This is a genomic window from Streptomyces sp. NPDC002730, assembly GCF_042888805.1.
Taxonomy (GTDB): domain Bacteria; phylum Actinomycetota; class Actinomycetes; order Streptomycetales; family Streptomycetaceae; genus Streptomyces.
On the sequence record NZ_JBIAQG010000001.1, the window covers coordinates 73896 to 89662 of the forward strand.

Consider the following 15767-nt stretch of genomic DNA (forward strand, 5'->3'; position numbering starts at 1 on the left):
ACTCTGACGTTGTCGCGGCCGGCCAATCGGACAGAGACAGATGCGACAACAAAACGAAGGCGCAGCCCAGGGCGGAGACAGCGCCGCAGGCAGCGGGCGGCAAGGACAAGTGCAAGGTGGGCCCCACCGGGCCTACGGGTCCCAGAGGGCGCAAGGGGGCCACGGGGCCCACCGGGCCCACCGGGGAGCCGGGTCCCACGGGTCCGACCGGGCCCGCTGGTCTGGACGGTCTGGACGGCAACACGGGTCCGACCGGTCCCACGGGTGACATCGGGCCGACGGGTGACACGGGTCCGACCGGGCCGGCGGGTGACACCGGGCCGACGGGGCCGACGGGTGACATCGGGCCGACGGGTGACACGGGTCCGACCGGGCCGGCGGGTGACACCGGGCCGACGGGGCCGACGGGTGACATCGGGCCGACGGGTGACACGGGTCCGACCGGGCCGGCGGGTGACACCGGGCCGACCGGGCCGGCGGGTGAAACCGGGCCGACCGGGCCGGCGGGTGAAACCGGGCCGACCGGGCCGGCGGGTGAAACCGGGCCGACGGGTCCGACGGGACCGGCGGGTGACACGGGGCCGACCGGGCCGGCGGGTGAAACCGGGCCGACGGGTCCGACCGGGCCGGCGGGTGAAACCGGGCCGACGGGTCCGACGGGACCGACCGGGCCGAGGGGTAACACCGGGCCGACCGGGCCGACCGGGCCCACCGGTCCCAAGGGGCACTGCAATGACACCGAGAGCTACACTGCCACGCTCACGGCAGGTGGGACGGTCCAGCACCACGTCCTGCTCGTCGAGGGGGTTGCGTACGACCTGAACGAAGTGACAACGGTCCATACCAACCTCAGCACCCTCGCGGGCTTCCCGCTGGACGTCTGCGGCGTGGACGTCGAGGTGAACGGCCTCATTGTCACCGTCAGAGTGGTGGCCGGGGACGGGGGCATTTGGGAGATCACCGGCACCATCGATCCGCTCACGGGTGGCGTGACCTTCGTTGGCCCGTGGGTCCAGGTGGCACTGCCGCCGCCGCTGTTCCGGACAACCGAGTTGAAGGGTCCCCTGTCTGCCAACGGCGAGATGAACTATGGCCTGATGGGTATGGACCGCCCCTGATCCCGTCGGGATCGTGACGACGCGTGCTGTGCCCGTTCTCGGGTACAGCACGCGTCTTCTTGTGTGGCTCCAACTGGACCTACGCCCAGGGCAAGCGCTCACAGCGTTGCTCTCGGCCTTGCTCACCGCTCCGCGTCACCGCCGCTGTGAAGGGGCCGTAGGCTTACCGCGGAGTTGGGGTGTGGGGTGGGGAGGATGTCTGACATGGGTGCTGTGAAGGGCATGAAAAGCAAACGCATGCCGCGCGCCGTGCGCGAGCGGCAGATGATGGACGCGGCCGTGCAGACTTTCGGGCAGCGCGGCTACCGGGCAGCCTCGATGGATGAGATCGCGGAGCTGGCCGGGGTCTCCAAGCCGCTGGTCTATCTGTACTTGAACTCCAAGGAAGAGCTCTTCACGGCGTGCATCCGGCGCGAGGCGGAGGCGCTGATCGTCGCCGTGCGAGCGGGAGCCGAGCCGGGGCTCGCAGCGGACTGTCAGCTGTGGTCGGGGCTCGCGGCGTTCTTCACGCACACCGCCGAGAACCCGGACGGCTGGGCGATCCTGCACCGGCAGGCGCGCACGCACGGAGAGCCGTTCGCCGCTGAAGTGGCGGCCATGCGGGACGAGATAGTGGCCTTTGTGACCGGGTTGATCGGGGCCGCGGCACGCGAGAAGCAACACAACCCCGAGCTGGCCGGCCGGGATGTCGGGGGGCTGGCGCAGGCACTGGTGGGCGCGGCGGAGTCGCTCGCAGGGTGGGCGAACGAGACCGAGGGCGTCTCGGCGAAGGAAGCGGCGGGGACGCTGATGAACTTCGCCTGGATGGGGCTCGGGGACCTCATGAAGGGTCAGCGCTGGTCTCCCCGGTGAGGTGGACACGGTCGCCGCTGCGGAGTTGGAACGCCGAGCCGTCGGCCGCGTATGTCACGGTCGTGGGGAGCGGTACGGGTGCCTTGAACTCCGCGCGTACGTACGTCACTTGATCCGGATCGGCCTCGGCGAGGCAGCGGGCGAAGGTCCACATGCCGTGCGCGATCGCGCGTGGAAAGCCGAAGAGCTTCGCCGTCAGCGGATGAAGATGGATGGGGTTGCGGTCGCCGGACACCGCGCCGTAGCGGCGTCCGAGGCCGGCGGGCAGCCGCCACTCGGCGACCGGGGGCAGGGCCGGTACCGGAGTGGCCTCGCGAGGAGCGTCGGGACGGTCGTACGTGGTGCTGTGCCGGGCGAGGTAGCCGCTGCGTGACTCCCACACCAGCTCGCCGTTCAGCCGCGCCTCCGTCACCATGGTGACTTCGGTGCCGCGCCGGTGTGGCAGCAACTCCTCTGCGTACACGGTCAGTTCATGGCTTTCCTTGGCATGTGTCGCTCGGTGCCGGGTGATTTCGATGCGTGTGTGGACCAGGCCGAGGAGGGGCAGCGGGAAGCGCCGGTCCGCCATCAGCCGCATCGCGAGCGGGAATCCGAGTATGTGCGGATACGGGAGGGGCAGCGGGTCCGTCTGTCGGAAGCCGCAGATCTCTGCGTACGCGACGAGGCGGGCCGGACTGATCCGTACACCCCGCTCCACCAGCCGGGTCGCGGGCAGCCGGGCCTCCGCGTGGACGTTCCGCTTCAATGGTGAGGTCAGTGCCCCGCGGGCCAGGGTCAGCGCCGGCAACGGCCCGTCCAGGGACCGGTGTTCCGGGCTCCAGCGGTGCGGCGGTGCCGGCCCCGGCCGCCGGTTCGGGAAACGGCCGAATGCTGAGCGAGAGAAGTGCGGATGCCGGTCGGCCATTGTCCAGGCTCCCTGCGCGGTCGTGGATTTACTCCGAAGTAAGTTTACTTGGGAGTCAGGAACTGGTCGAGATGGCGCACGCGGTCGGCGAGTTCGGGGCGCGGCGGCGCCGTCCTGAAGTACGGCCGGGACGTCAACCTCGCCCGGGAGGCGACGGGGAATCGAGCTGCGCGGCGCGCCGCAACGGGCGGTCGACGCGGCCAACCGCCCGGTGTCACGGGCTCAAGAGGGCAGCGGTCGTACGGGACTTCGCGGCGGAGATCGAGGCGCTGTACGCGGGGCCGGCCCGGTGACCTTCTGAGAGGGCCCGGTTGCCCAGAGTGCGGACGAACGGGGCGGCCGACGAGTGCGGTTCGCCACAATCGGGCCTTCGGGGCCGGGTCGTACGGTGGTAGTGAGGACGGCTCCGGTGACGGTCCTGAGCAGGATCGATGCGATTCGACCAGGAGCCGCGCGGGCTGATGCGGTCCGGTGGGCTGAGCCGCGTACAACAGGCGAGTTGGGTCAACGCTGGATAAACTCCTCGTTTGCCGTGCGCGGGATGGGGATTCGGCGCGCACTCCACACGACCGACGGAGAGTGAGAGATGCGTACGAGCCAGCCTGGCATCCACCGGAGCCAACCCGCATGGAGCGACCTGTCGGCCGACGATCGGTGCGCTGTATGACTATGGCCCCGGAGTCCCCGGCACTCCTCGATCCGCTGCTCGACGAGGCACCGGCGCCCGCGCTCTTCACCGCGGGAGGTGCCGCCTCCGAGCGCACTCTGCTCGACATCCTCGACGAGACCGCACGCCGTCACCCGGACGCACCAGCCGTCGACGACGGTGACGCACCGCTCACGTACCGCGCGCTGCTCGACGAGGTCGAGTCGCTGCGACTGCGCCTCGCCGCCGCCGGGATAGGCATCGGCGACCGGGTCGGCGTACGCGTGCCGTCAGGAACCGCCGACCTGTATGTCTCGATCCTCGCGGTGCTGGCGGCGGGCGCCGCGTATGTCCCGGTCGACGCCGAGGACCCCGACGAGCGGGCGGAGCTGGTCTTCACCGAGGCGGCGGTGAGCGCCGTGATAGGCGCGGGCCGGGCCATCGAGCCGTGCGGCACCGCGGCGGGTGCGGCGGGTGCCGGCCCGGGGCCGGAGGGTGCCCCTGGTGATGCCGTCGGCAGTCGGCCGGGCCCGGACGACGACGCGTGGATCATCTTCACCTCGGGCTCCACCGGCAAGCCCAAGGGCGTCGCCGTCAGCCACCGCAGCGCTGCCGCCTTCGTCGACGCCGAGGCCCGGATCTTCCTGGCGAAAGAGCCTCTCGGCCCGGACGACCGGGTCCTCGCCGGGCTCTCCGTCGCCTTCGACGCCTCCTGCGAGGAGATGTGGCTCGCCTGGCGTCACGGCGCCTGCCTCGTCCCCGCACCCCGCTCCCTCGTACGCACCGGCCTCGACCTTGGCCCCTGGCTGGTCGAGCAGCGCATCACTGTCGTGTCGACGGTCCCCACGCTCGCGGCCCTCTGGCCCGCCGCGGCGCTCGACGACGTACGACTGCTGATCTTCGGCGGTGAGGCCTGCCCGCCCGAGCTTGCCGAGCGGATGGCCGTCACGGACCGTGAGGTCTGGAATACGTACGGCCCGACCGAGGCCACGGTCGTCGCCTGCGCGGCACCGCTCACCGGCGAAGGGCCGGTACGGATCGGGCTGCCGCTGGACGGTTGGGAGCTCGCCGTCGTGGACGGCGCCGGTGACCTCGTCCCCATGGGCGGGACCGGTGAGCTCGTCATCGGCGGCGTCGGCCTCGCCCGCTACCTGGACGCCGACAAGGACGCAGAGAAGTACGCGCCACTGCCCGCGCTCGGCTGGGCGCGCGCCTACCGCAGCGGCGACCTGGTCCGGGCGGAGGAGGACGGCCTGCTCTTCGTGGGCCGGGCGGACGAGCAGATCAAGCTCGGCGGCCGCCGTATCGAACTCGGCGAGATCGACGCGGCGCTGCAGGCGCTGCCGGGCGTCGCGGGGGCCGCGGCTGCGGTACGTACGACGGCCGGCGGGCATCAGCTGCTGGTCGGCTATGTGGTGCCGAGCGAGCCGGCCGCCGGCGACCTGGCGATCGCGGACACCGCGGACGGCGCGGGCTCTGCGGCCCCTGGCCTCGTCGACGGCCCGGCCTCCGCCCCGGTGGCCGACGCCGACGTGCCCGGCGCCCCCGGCATCGGTGCCGCTGCAGACCGCGCTGACAGCGCACACGCCTCCAGCGACGCGAGCGTCGGCGCTGCGCCCAGCAGCCGGTCCGGCCTTGTGTCCGAGGTGGGCAGGGACGCCGTGTCCGGCGTCGGTGTGCCGGATGGCGCGGGCCTTGCGGCTCGTAGTCTCGTCGGCGATGCGGCCGTCGGCCCGTCGGCGGACCCTGGTGCCCGCGGCCCTGTGTCCGAGGCGGGCACGGACGCTGACTCCGGCGTCGGTGTGCCGGATGGCGCGGGCCTTGCGGCTCGTAGTCTCGTCGGCGATGCGGCCGTCGGCCCGTTGGCGGACCCTGGTGCCCGCGGCCCTGTGTCCGAGGCGGGCACCGACGCCGATGCCGGCGCGGCCTCCGCCGCCGCAGGCGGCACCCGCCCCGCCGACGCACCCGACGTCGTCGCCGACGCGCTGCCCCTCGACGCGGATTCCTTCGACCAGGCCGACGCCCTCGCGCGGCTGCGCAAGGAGCTGCCCGCCGCTCTCGTGCCGCTGCTCGCCGTCGTGGACACCCTCCCGACCCGTACCTCGGGCAAGGTGGACCGGGCCGCGCTGCCGTGGCCGCTGCCCGCTCTGGACATTCCGGCCACCGGTCAGGCCGAGCTCACGGCCACCGAGGCCTGGCTGGCCGAGCAGTGGACCGATCTTCTCGGGGCGCCGGTGAACAGCCCCGACGTGGACTTCTTCGCGAGCGGCGGCGGCAGTCTGGCCGCCGCGCAGCTGGTGTCCCGGATCCGGGAGCGGTACGCCGCCGGATCGGTCGGCGACATCTACCAGAACCCGACGCTCGGCGCGCTCGCCCGGACGCTGGAGGCGCCCTCCGCGGGCGCGGCGCCGGAGCGGGACGTGCGGCCGGTGCCGCGCCTGACCGGTGTCGCGCAGGTGGTGCTGATGCTGCCGCTGCTCGGCGTCGCCGGGCTGCGCTGGGGCGTGGTCGCGGCCGCGGTCAGCAATGTCATCGGGCTGCCGTGGGCGCCGACGGTGTCGTGGTGGTGGGTGGCGCTCGGCTGGCTGCTGCTCGTCAGCCCGCCCGGACGGATCGTGATCGCGGCGGGCGGTGCGCGGCTGCTGCTGCGCGGGCTGCGCCCCGGCACGTATCGGAGAGGCGGCAGCGCGCACCTGCGGTTGTGGACGGCGGAACGCCTTGCCGAACTGAGCGGCGCGACCAGCCTTGCCGGGGCGTGGCTCACGTACTACGCACGGGCGCTGGGCGTCCGTATCGGCGAGGGCGTCGATCTGCACGCCCTGCCGCCGGTGACCGGCATGCTGCGGCTCGGCAAGGGCTGCGCGGTCGAGCCCGAGGTGGATCTGTCCGGGCACTGGCTCGACGGCGACCGGCTGCACATCGGCGCCGTCCGTATCGGTGCCGGAGCCACCGTCGGCGCCCGCAGCACGCTCTTCCCCGGCGCGCGGATCGGCAAGCGGGCCGAGATCGCCCCCGGGTCGGGTGTGACGGGCGCGGTTCCGGCCGGCGAGCGCTGGGCCGGCGTGCCGGCGGCCCGCAAGGGCAAGGCCAACCGCCGTCTGCCCGACGGCCGCCCGCTGCGCAAGCGCCGCTGGACGGCGGTCTACACGCTCACCTCGCTGGTCCTCGGCCTGCTGCCCGCGCTCGCGGCGCTGCCCGGCCTGCTGGTGGTCGGCCTGTTTGTGCACGGCCGGACCGGCCTCGGCCAGGCGCTGACGGCCGCGCTGACCGCCGTACCGCTCGCGACGGTCGCCTCCATGATCACGTACGCGCTGATCGTTCTCGCCGGTGTGCGCCTGCTCAGCATCGGGCTGCGCGAGGGCTACCACCCCGTCCACGGCCGGATCGCCTGGCAGGCGTGGGCGACCGAGCGACTGATGGACATGGCCCGGGTGCACCTCTTCCCGCTGTACGCGAGCCTGTTCACGCCCGTGTGGCTGCGGGCGCTGGGCATGAAGGTGGGCCGCGGCGTCGAGGCGTCGACCGTGCTGGCGCTGCCCGCGATGACGACGGTCGGCGACGGCGCGTTCCTCGCCGACGACACGATGGTCGCCTCGTACGAACTCGGCGGCGGCTGGCTGCGGATCGCCGAGGCGCGGGTGGGGAAGCGGGCCTTCCTCGGCAACTCCGGTATGACGGCCGCGGGCCGCTCCGTGCCCAAGCGCGGCCTGGTCGGCGTGCTGTCGTCGACCCCGAAGCGGGCGAAGGCGGGCAGCTCCTGGCTCGGAATGCCGCCGATGAAGCTGCCGCGGGCGGCCGAGGGGGGCGATCAGAGTCGTACTTTCGCCCCGCCGAAGCGGCTGAAGTGGGCACGCGCGACCGTCGAGATCTGCCGGATCGTGCCGGTCATGTGCAGCGTGGCGCTCGCCGTACTCGCGCTCGCCGCCTTCGAGCTGCTGGCCGACCGCCTCGGCCTCGCGCTCGCGGTGCTGAGCGGCGGCGCGGTGCTGCTGGCCGGCGGAGTGGTGGCCTGTGTCGTCGCGATCGCGGCGAAGTGGCTGCTCGTCGGCCGCTTCCGGGCGGTGGAGCACCCCTTGTGGTCGTCCTTCGTATGGCGCAACGAGCTCGCGGACACCTTTGTGGAGGTGCTCGCCGTGCCGTGGCTGGTCGGCGCGACCGCCGGCACACCGCTGATGAACCTGTGGCTGCGCGGGCTCGGCGCCCGCATCGGCCGCGGAGCCTGGTGCGAGACGTACTGGCTGCCGGAGGCCGACCTGGTCACCGTCGGCGTCGGTGCGAGCGTCAATCGCGGGTGTGTTGTGCAGACGCACCTCTTCCACGACCGGATCATGCGCATGGACAATGTCGTTCTCGGAACGGGCGCGACGCTCGGTCCGCACGGAATCGCGCTGCCCGGCGCGGTCATCGGCGCCCGGGCCGCGGTCGGTCCGGCGTCGCTCGTGATGCGTGGGGAGCGAGTGCCCGCGGGCACCCGCTGGCTGGGTAATCCGATCGCGGCGTGGAAGCCGTAGCACCTAGAACACGCGCAAGACAGGCAAGACAGGCAAGACGGGCGAGACCGGCAAGACGAGCAAGACGCAGAGGACGCACAAGGGTGACGGATTCGTACCTGCCGCAGCACGGCGACAGCGGCTACCGGACGACGGAGTACGACCTGGAGCTGGACTACCGCCCGCACGCAGGCCGGCTCTCCGGCCGGGCCAGGATCACCGCCGTCGCCCAGCGCGCACTGTCCGAAGTCGTCCTGGATCTGGGCCCGTTCCGGATCAACCGCGTCATGGTGGGCGGCGCCCGCCCGGCCCGGTACACGCACCGCGCCGACAAGCTGCGCGTACGGCCCGCCAGGCCGCTGCGCGCCGGGGTGCCCTTCACCGTCGAGGTGCGCTACACCGGCGTCCCCCGCCCCGTCCGCACGCGCGACTGGGGCGACCTCGGCTGGGAGCAGCTGGAGGAGGGGGCGCTGGTGGCCTCCCAGCCGAGCGGTGCCCGGTCCTGGTTCCCGTGCAACGACCGCCCGGACGACAAGGCCGTCTACCGGATCGCGGTGACCACTCCGTCGCCGTACACCGTGGTCGCCAACGGCTCCCTCGTCTCCCGGACGATCAGTGCCTCCACCACCACCTGGGTGTACGAGCAGTCGGCGCCGATGGCCAGCTATCTCGCGACCGTCCAGATCGGCCCGTACGAACTGGTCGACGTGGCGCATGCCGGGCGGGTGCCGCAGCCGGCCGCCGTGCCCCGCGGGCTGCTCGAGCGCTTCGAGTACGACTTCGCCCGGCAGCCGCAGATGATGACGGCCTTCACGGACCTCTTCGGCCCCTACCCCTTCGACGACTACGCGGTCGTGGTGGTGGACGAGGAACTGGACGTGCCCGTCGAGGCGCAGGGCCTGTCGATCTTCGGCGCCAACCATGTGGACGGGCGGCGCGGCAGCGAGCGTCTGGTCGCGCACGAGCTGGCCCACCAGTGGTTCGGCAACAGTCTGACCGTCGCCGACTGGCGGGACATCTGGCTCAACGAGGGCTTCGCGAAGTACGCGGAGTGGCTGTGGTCCGAGGTGTCGGGCGGGCCGTCGGCGGCGGCTCTCGCGGCCAAGTCCCGGGCCCGACTCGCCCTGATGCGGCAGGACATCAAGATCGGCGATCCGGGCCTGCGGCGGCTGTTCGACGACCAGGTCTACGAGCGCGGCGGCCTCACGCTGCACGCGCTGCGTACGGTGATCGGGCACGCGGCCTTCGTGGCGGTGCTGCGCGAGTGGACCGCGACCCACCGGCACGGCACCGTGACCACCGAGGAGTTCATCGCCCTCGCGCAGCGGCACTCGGCGCATCCGCTCGACGGGCTCTTCAGGATGTGGCTGTACGACGAGAAGCTCCCGGCCCTGCCGCAGCCGCGGCGCTGAGGCGTTGGGCGGTCCGGGTCGCTCTGCGGCGGGCCCCCGGGCCCCGTACGCCGGCGGGACACATCAGCCTCGCCGGCGATTGAGGCGCGGGGTCTGCGGCGGAGCCCCGGTTACGGACGGGCCGCGCGCCAGTCGCGTACGACAGCCTCGACGTCGAAGGGCGTGAGCCCCAGCGGCGGGCCCGGCGGCGGGCGGCGGATCGCCGCCTCGATCTTCTCGTTGACCTCGGTGAGGATGCGCCGTACCTGGGCCTCCGTCGCGGCGCTGTCGACCGCCTCCCGCGCATCCTCGGCCTCCTTGCGCAGGGCGAGCGTCGGAGGTAGGACGGAGACGCCCTCGCGGTGCAACTTGCCCTTGACCCACCACAGTTCGTCGTACGGGGCGGTGTCGTCCGGCAGCGGCTTCCCGAAGCCGGCCAGGGACGAGAAGTCGCCGCGGTCGGTCGCCTCCCGGATCTGCCTGTCCACCCACGACTCGAAGCTGACGCCGGGGGGTTTGCGCTCGGTCACGGTCGGCTCCTCACGTCTCGTCCTTCCATCGTAGGAGCGGAGCGTGCGGTGACCGGAAAAGCCGCCCCCGGTATACCCCGGGTACAAAGGCAGGAGCCCCGATCCATACGGAACGGGGCTCCTTGGTACTGCTGAGTCGTGCGCGATCGCCGACCCTGGCTGACTAGGCCGGGGTGACGTTCTCCGCCTGCGGGCCCTTCGGGCCCTGGGTGACGTCGAAGTTCACGACCTGGTTCTCCTCGAGAGAGCGGAAACCAGACGCGTTGATCGCGGAGTAGTGGACGAAGACATCCGGGCCGCCGCCGTCCTGGGCGATGAAGCCGAAGCCCTTTTCAGCGTTGAACCACTTGACGGTTCCGGTAGCCATAAGCCCTCCTTGGGCCAAAGGGTTGCCCTGCTCCAGAACCTGCAAGAAGTCTGAAAACTACAAAAGCCTGCGGGTTACATGCTCCGCAGGCTCTGTACTGCAAGGGAAACCAAACTGCAACTTGCGTCGAGCCTAGCACGCAGCGTGTGCGCAGCGGTAGAGGGAAAGATCACGTCACCCGTGAGTTTGATGAGACCCAAATCGGCTGACGGTGCAGCTCGGACGGGGGCGAGAAGTCGTACGGCGTCGGCCCGGCCCCGGCGCGGTCAACGGCGGGCCGCGGGTCTAGCCTCGCGATGTGGACAGTCTTGGAGAAAGCACAGCAACCGACCACCGTCGCAGCCGGCCACGTGTCGGCCACATCCAGTTCCTGAACTGTCTGCCCCTCTACTGGGGGCTGGCGCGGACCGGAACTCTCCTCGATTTCGAGCTGACGAAGGACACCCCGGAGAAGCTCAGCGAGAAGCTGGTGCGAGGCGAACTCGACATCGCGCCGATCACCCTCGTGGAATTCCTGCGCAACGCCGATCAGCTGGTCGCCTTCCCCGATCTCGCGGTCGGCTGCGACGGGCCTGTCATGTCCTGCGTGATCGTGTCCCAGGTGCCGCTGGAACAGCTGGACGGGGCGCGGGTGGCGCTCGGTTCCACCTCGCGCACGTCGGTACGGCTGGCGCAGCTGCTGCTCGCCGAGCAGTACAAGGTGACGCCCGACTACTACTCGTGTCCGCCCGACCTCGGTCTGATGATGCAGGAGGCGGAGGCGGCCGTGCTGATCGGGGACGCCGCGCTGCGCGCTTCGCTGCACGACGCCCCGAAGCTCGGCCTCCAGGTCCACGACCTGGGGCTGATGTGGAAGGAGTGGACGGGACTGCCCTTCGTGTTCGCGGTGTGGGCGGCGCGCAAGGACTATCTGGCGCGCGAGCCCTTCGTCGTACAGAAGGTGCACGAGGCCTTCCTCGCCTCGCGGGACCTGTCCCTGGAGGAGGTCACCAAGGTCGCGGAGCAGGCGGCGCGCTGGGAGATCTTCGACGCGGAGCTGCTGGAGCGCTACTTCACGACGCTGGACTTCCGCTTCGGGGCCGAGCAGCTCGCCGGCGTACGGGAATTCGCGCGCAGGACCGGACCGACGACCGGGTTCGCGGCGGATGTGACGGTCGAGCTGCTCGGCGGCTGACGGTCTGCGGGGTGGGACCGTCCACGGGGTGGAACTGGGCCGGGCGGTCTACGGGGTGGGGATGGGCGCCTGCATGTGCTCGCTGATCCACTGGATCGTCCCGTCCTCCATGCCCTTCACATAGGTCTTGGCGTTGTGCTCGCCGCCCTGGATGATCTGCAGGCGGGTCTTCACCGGGCCCTTGCCGTAGTTCCGGATGAAGTGCTTGAGGTTGTTCATCCCGCGCTCCTTGGTGCCTATCTGGAACGCGAGACAGACGTCCTTGTCCTTGCCTGCGGGCGAGGTGGAAAGGGCCTTCGCGAGCTTTTCCGGGTTGTTGGCCGCCTTCTCCTTCGTGTGGCTGCCCCAGAGCGGGGAGTCGGGCACGGTGTCCGGGCCGGAAGCGATCACGGCCTTGAACTTGTCCGGGTGCTGCAGTACGGACTTCAGGCCGACGAACGCGCCGGACGACGATCCCATGAAGGCCCAGCCGTCGCGGGACTTGAAGGTACGGAAATTGGCCTTCACGAAGTCGGGGACGTCCTCGCTCATCCAGGTACCCATTTTCGGCTGCCCCGGAATGTCGCTGCCGTCGTAGTAGTACTTGGCGTCCGGATTGAGTACCGGCATCACCACGATGAACGGGAGGCTCTTGCCTTCCTTCGACCACTTGCTGATGCTGCTCTGCAGCTTGAGGTCGGTGCCCATCCAGTAGTTCTTCGGATAGCCGTTGCCGCCGGGCAGGGCTATCAGTACGGGGAAACCGCTGTTCGCGTACTGAGGGTCGAAGTACTGCTTCGGCGCCCACACCCATACCTTGCCCGTGAAACCGGACTTGGCGCCTTCCAGGGTGGTGACGCCGATCTTCGTGCCGTCGTCCAGGGTGTTCTGCGTGGTGAACGAGGCCTTCGGGCCGGTCGGCATCAGGGTCTTCGCGGAGGCTTCGTTCGCCGCTGTGCCGCCGTTGCTGTCCTGTGCGCCGCCGCCCGACTGACCGGCGGCGGGGGCCTTGGCGCTGGGGCCGTCGAAGGAGACCGGATCGCCCTCGTCCGAGCAGCCGGCGACGAGCGCGACAGAGCCGATGGCGACGGCGGCTATGAGGGCCTTGGACAGGCGTTTCATGGAAGGCTCCGAGGGTTCTGGCACCGTCGGCACGGACGGTTTCGGACAACACGTGTGAATTACGCCCAGGGAGACGGCGGTTGGCTCTGTTCGGTTGGCTCCGCGGCGGCGGGAATCCTCGTGATGCGGCACACGGCGGGCCCTAGGCTGAAGCGCAGCACGCGCAATACAAGGCGAAAACGCGAGGTAATCGGGGGAGTGCAGATGCAGCCGCTGGACCCGGGCGATCCGCAGAACATCGGTGCGTACCGGCTGCTCGGCAGGCTCGGAGCGGGCGGAATGGGCCGCGTCTATCTGGGTCGCAGCGCCGGTGGCCGCACGGTCGCGGTGAAGGTCGTCCATCCGCATTTCGCGCTCGACGAGGAGTTCCGGGCGCGGTTCAGGCGTGAGGTGGAGGCGGCGCGGCGGGTCGGCGGGGAGTGGACGGCGCCGGTGCTGGACGCCGACCCGGAGGCGTCCGTGCCGTGGGTCGCCACCGGCTATGTGGCCGGTCCGGCCCTGTCCCAGGCGGTGACCTCGCACGGTCCGCTGCCCGCCCGTTCGGTACGGGTGCTGGGCGCCGGACTCGCGCAGGCGCTGGCGGCCGTCCATGCGCTGGAGCTGGTGCACCGGGATGTGAAGCCGTCCAATGTGCTGCTCACGCTGGACGGTCCGCGGCTGATCGACTTCGGGATCGCCCGGGCCACCGACGGCACCGCCTCGCTCACCTCCACCGGGGTCTCGGTCGGCTCGCCCGGCTATATGTCGCCGGAGCAGATCCTCGGCAAGGGCGTCACGGCAGCGGCCGATGTGTTCTCCCTGGGCGCGGTCCTGGCGTACGCGGCGACGGGCGAGGCACCCTTCCCGGGCGACTCCTCGGCCGCTCTGCTCTACAAGGTGGTGCACGAGGAGCCCGAACTGGGTTCACTCGAGGGCGACTTGCGGGAGCTGGTCGCCGACTGCCTCGCCAAGGAGCCGACGGCGCGGCCCGCGCCGGCCGAGATCGCGAGCAGGATCGCGCCCGGTGGGGCGGCCGGACCGGTCGGGGCCGGGTGGCTGCCCGGACCGCTGGTGGAGCAGGTCAGCAGGGCGGCGGTGACGCTGCTGAACCTGGAGCCTTCGGCGGACCCGGTGGTGTCGGGGCCGGTGGCGTTCAGCAGCCCGGCGGTCGGGGTCTTCGGCCCACCGGTGGAGCCGCCCCAGGACGCGCCGCCGAAGACGGAGGGCGCCTCCAACGGGCGGCTGTCCCTGTCGGTGACGGCCGATTCCGTACCGACGGAGTCCGTTGCTCCTGGCGCACGCCGGGGCCGGAAGGTGAGCTGCACGGTGGCCCTGGCGGTGGCGGGTGCGCTCGCCGGCGTGACGGTGGGCGGCGCGGTGCTGTTCGATCTGCTCCCGGGCGAGAACGACAAGGCCAGCGACACGGCGGCCCGACCGCCGGCCAGTAGCCCGTCGGCGCCGGACGGTTCGTCGGCCGAGCCGGGCGAGCCGGGCGAGCCGGATGAGCCGGTGAAGGAGGTGCCGAAGGCCTTCATCGGCGCCTGGAAGGGGCCGTTCGACGTCGACCTCGCCGGCAGCAAGATCAGCGCCGGGACCTTCAGGGTCGTGATCGGCACCGGGAAGGCGGGCGCGAAGATCGGCACGGTCACCCAGTTCGACGTCCTGGGGAACTTCGCCTGCGAGGACAACCTGGTGCTGCGGAGCGCGACCGCGACGGAACTGGTCGCCGACGGCAAGTCCAGCGGCAAGGCGGGAAACCACTGCACGCCGGGCACGCACACGGTGAAGCTGCGACTCACCGGAGCCCGCCTGCAGTACACGTCCCAGGAACCACGGGCGGGCGACCCGCGCGCGCTGCTGGACCGGGAGCAGTGACAGGGCGGGCCGGCCGGCCCCGGAGCGGTGACCGGCTGCCGTGCCTCCCGACCGCGCCCGCGGATCGTGACAACGGCTGGCGTAGGCTGGATCGGCCCGCAGATGCTCTGAAACACCGCCGAAAGGTGACGCCCGGTGACCGAGAAGGCCGACCTTCAGTCCGTGCTGGACCGTGCTGCCGAGGGGGGCCGGATCACCCCGGAGGAGGCGCTCGACCTCTACCGTTCCGCGCCGCTGCACGCGCTGGGCGCTGCGGCGGACGCCGTACGGCGGCGGCGGTACGCCGGTACGGAGCACATCGCGACGTACATCATCGAGCGCAACATCAACTACACCAATGTGTGCGTCACGGCGTGCAAGTTCTGCGCCTTCTACGCCCCGCCGAAGGACGTCGAGAAGGGCTGGACGCGCGACCTCGACGACATTCTGCGGCGCTGCGCCGAGACCGTGGAGCTCGGCGGCACGCAGATCATGTTCCAGGGCGGGCACCACCCGGACTACGGCGTCGAGTACTACGAGAAGCACTTCGCCGCGATCAAGAAGGCGTACCCGCAGCTGGTCATCCACTCCCTCGGCGCCTCCGAGGTCGAGCACATGGCCCGTATCTCCAAAGTCTCCGTCGAGGAGGCGATCCAGCGCATCCACGCCGCCGGACTCGACTCCTTCGCGGGCGCCGGCGCCGAGTTGCTGCCCGAGCGGCCGCGCAAGGCGATCGCGCCGCTCAAGGAGTCCGGCGAGCGCTGGCTGGAGATCATGGAGGCCGCGCACCGTCTCGGCGTCGAGTCCACGTCCACCATGCTCATGGGCACCGGCGAGACCAACGCCGAGCGGATCGAGCATCTGCGGATGATCCGCGAGGTGCAGGACCGGACGGGCGGCTTCCGGGCCTTCATCCCGTACACGTACCAGCCGGAGAACAACCATCTCAAGGGCCGTACGCAGGCGACGCTCTTCGAGTACCTGCGCATGATCGCGATCGCGCGGCTCTTCCTCGACAATGTCGCGCACATCCAGGGCTCGTGGCTGACCACGGGCAAGGAGGTCGGCCAGCTGTCGCTGCACTACGGCGCGGACGACCTGGGCTCGATCATGCTCGAGGAGAATGTGGTCTCCTCGGCGGGCGCGAAGCACCGGTCGAACCGGATGGAGATCATCGACCTGATCCGTAAGTCGGGCCGTGTCCCGGCGCAGCGGACGACGACGTACGAGCACATCGTGGTGCACGACGACCCGGCGAACGACCCGGTCGACGAGCGCGTCGCCTCGCACATCTCGTCGACGGCGATCGCGGGCGGTACGGCGCATCCCGAGCTGAAGCTGCTCGCGTCCAACTGAGGCTG

11 protein-coding genes are annotated in these 15767 nt (G+C 71.2%); 7 read left to right on the forward strand and 4 right to left on the reverse strand.

The features are described from left to right. Positions 1–827 precede the first annotated feature (827 nt). Together ACFYXH_RS00395 and ACFYXH_RS00400 are read left to right on the forward strand one after the other, a co-directional pair. Positions 828–1118, forward strand: a complete 291-nt coding sequence (locus tag ACFYXH_RS00395) for a hypothetical protein (protein ID WP_389559356.1) — start codon at positions 828–830, stop codon at positions 1116–1118. 204 nt (positions 1119–1322) lie between these two features. Beyond that, complete coding sequence (locus ACFYXH_RS00400; RefSeq protein ID WP_389559358.1) at positions 1323–1970, forward strand: TetR/AcrR family transcriptional regulator; 648 nt, start codon at positions 1323–1325, stop codon at positions 1968–1970. Here ACFYXH_RS00400 and ACFYXH_RS00405 read toward each other — a convergent pair. Continuing rightward, on the reverse strand, positions 1939–2874 hold the full coding sequence (locus ACFYXH_RS00405) for a MaoC family dehydratase (RefSeq protein ID WP_389559360.1): 936 nt from the start codon (positions 2872–2874) through the stop codon (positions 1939–1941). The genes ACFYXH_RS00400 and ACFYXH_RS00405 overlap by 32 nt on opposite strands. Positions 2875–3537: 663 nt before the next feature. Here ACFYXH_RS00405 and ACFYXH_RS00410 point away from each other — a divergent pair. Both ACFYXH_RS00410 and ACFYXH_RS00415 read left to right on the forward strand, forming a co-directional pair. Continuing rightward, positions 3538–8031: a Pls/PosA family non-ribosomal peptide synthetase gene (locus ACFYXH_RS00410; RefSeq protein ID WP_389559362.1), complete on the forward strand. Its 4494-nt coding sequence runs from the start codon at positions 3538–3540 to the stop codon at positions 8029–8031. 83 nt (positions 8032–8114) lie between these two features. Further along, positions 8115–9422, forward strand: coding sequence for a M1 family metallopeptidase (locus ACFYXH_RS00415; protein ID WP_389559363.1), 1308 nt, complete (start codon positions 8115–8117; stop codon positions 9420–9422). Positions 9423–9532: 110 nt separating this feature from the next. On the opposite strand, the gene ACFYXH_RS00420 is transcribed toward ACFYXH_RS00415, so the two are convergent. Together ACFYXH_RS00420 and ACFYXH_RS00425 are read right to left on the reverse strand one after the other, a co-directional pair. Further along, positions 9533–9931, reverse strand: a complete 399-nt coding sequence (locus tag ACFYXH_RS00420; protein ID WP_389559364.1) for a DUF1992 domain-containing protein — start codon at positions 9929–9931, stop codon at positions 9533–9535. 163 nt (positions 9932–10094) lie between these two features. After that, positions 10095–10298, reverse strand: a complete 204-nt coding sequence (locus ACFYXH_RS00425) for a cold-shock protein (protein ID WP_003967102.1) — start codon at positions 10296–10298, stop codon at positions 10095–10097. Positions 10299–10596: 298 nt separating this feature from the next. Between ACFYXH_RS00425 and ACFYXH_RS00430 the strand changes: the two genes are divergently transcribed. Continuing rightward, positions 10597–11472, forward strand: coding sequence for a menaquinone biosynthetic enzyme MqnA/MqnD family protein (locus ACFYXH_RS00430; protein ID WP_389559365.1), 876 nt, complete (start codon positions 10597–10599; stop codon positions 11470–11472). A 48-nt stretch (positions 11473–11520) separates the two neighbouring features. Here the strand turns inward: ACFYXH_RS00430 and ACFYXH_RS00435 are convergent, their stop codons facing one another. After that, entirely contained in the window at positions 11521–12573 is a 1053-nt protein-coding gene (locus ACFYXH_RS00435) for an alpha/beta hydrolase (RefSeq protein WP_389559367.1), read from the reverse strand. Between the two features lie 204 nt (positions 12574–12777). Between ACFYXH_RS00435 and ACFYXH_RS00440 the strand changes: the two genes are divergently transcribed. Further along, a complete protein-coding gene (locus tag ACFYXH_RS00440; RefSeq protein WP_389559368.1) occupies positions 12778–14427 on the forward strand; it encodes a serine/threonine-protein kinase in 1650 nt (549 codons plus the stop codon). Positions 14428–14562: 135 nt separating this feature from the next. After that, positions 14563–15762 (forward strand): cyclic dehypoxanthinyl futalosine synthase, encoded by a 1200-nt coding sequence (mqnC, locus tag ACFYXH_RS00445; RefSeq protein WP_327325397.1) that lies wholly within the window; start codon positions 14563–14565, stop codon positions 15760–15762. Positions 15763–15767: the final 5 nt, after the last annotated feature.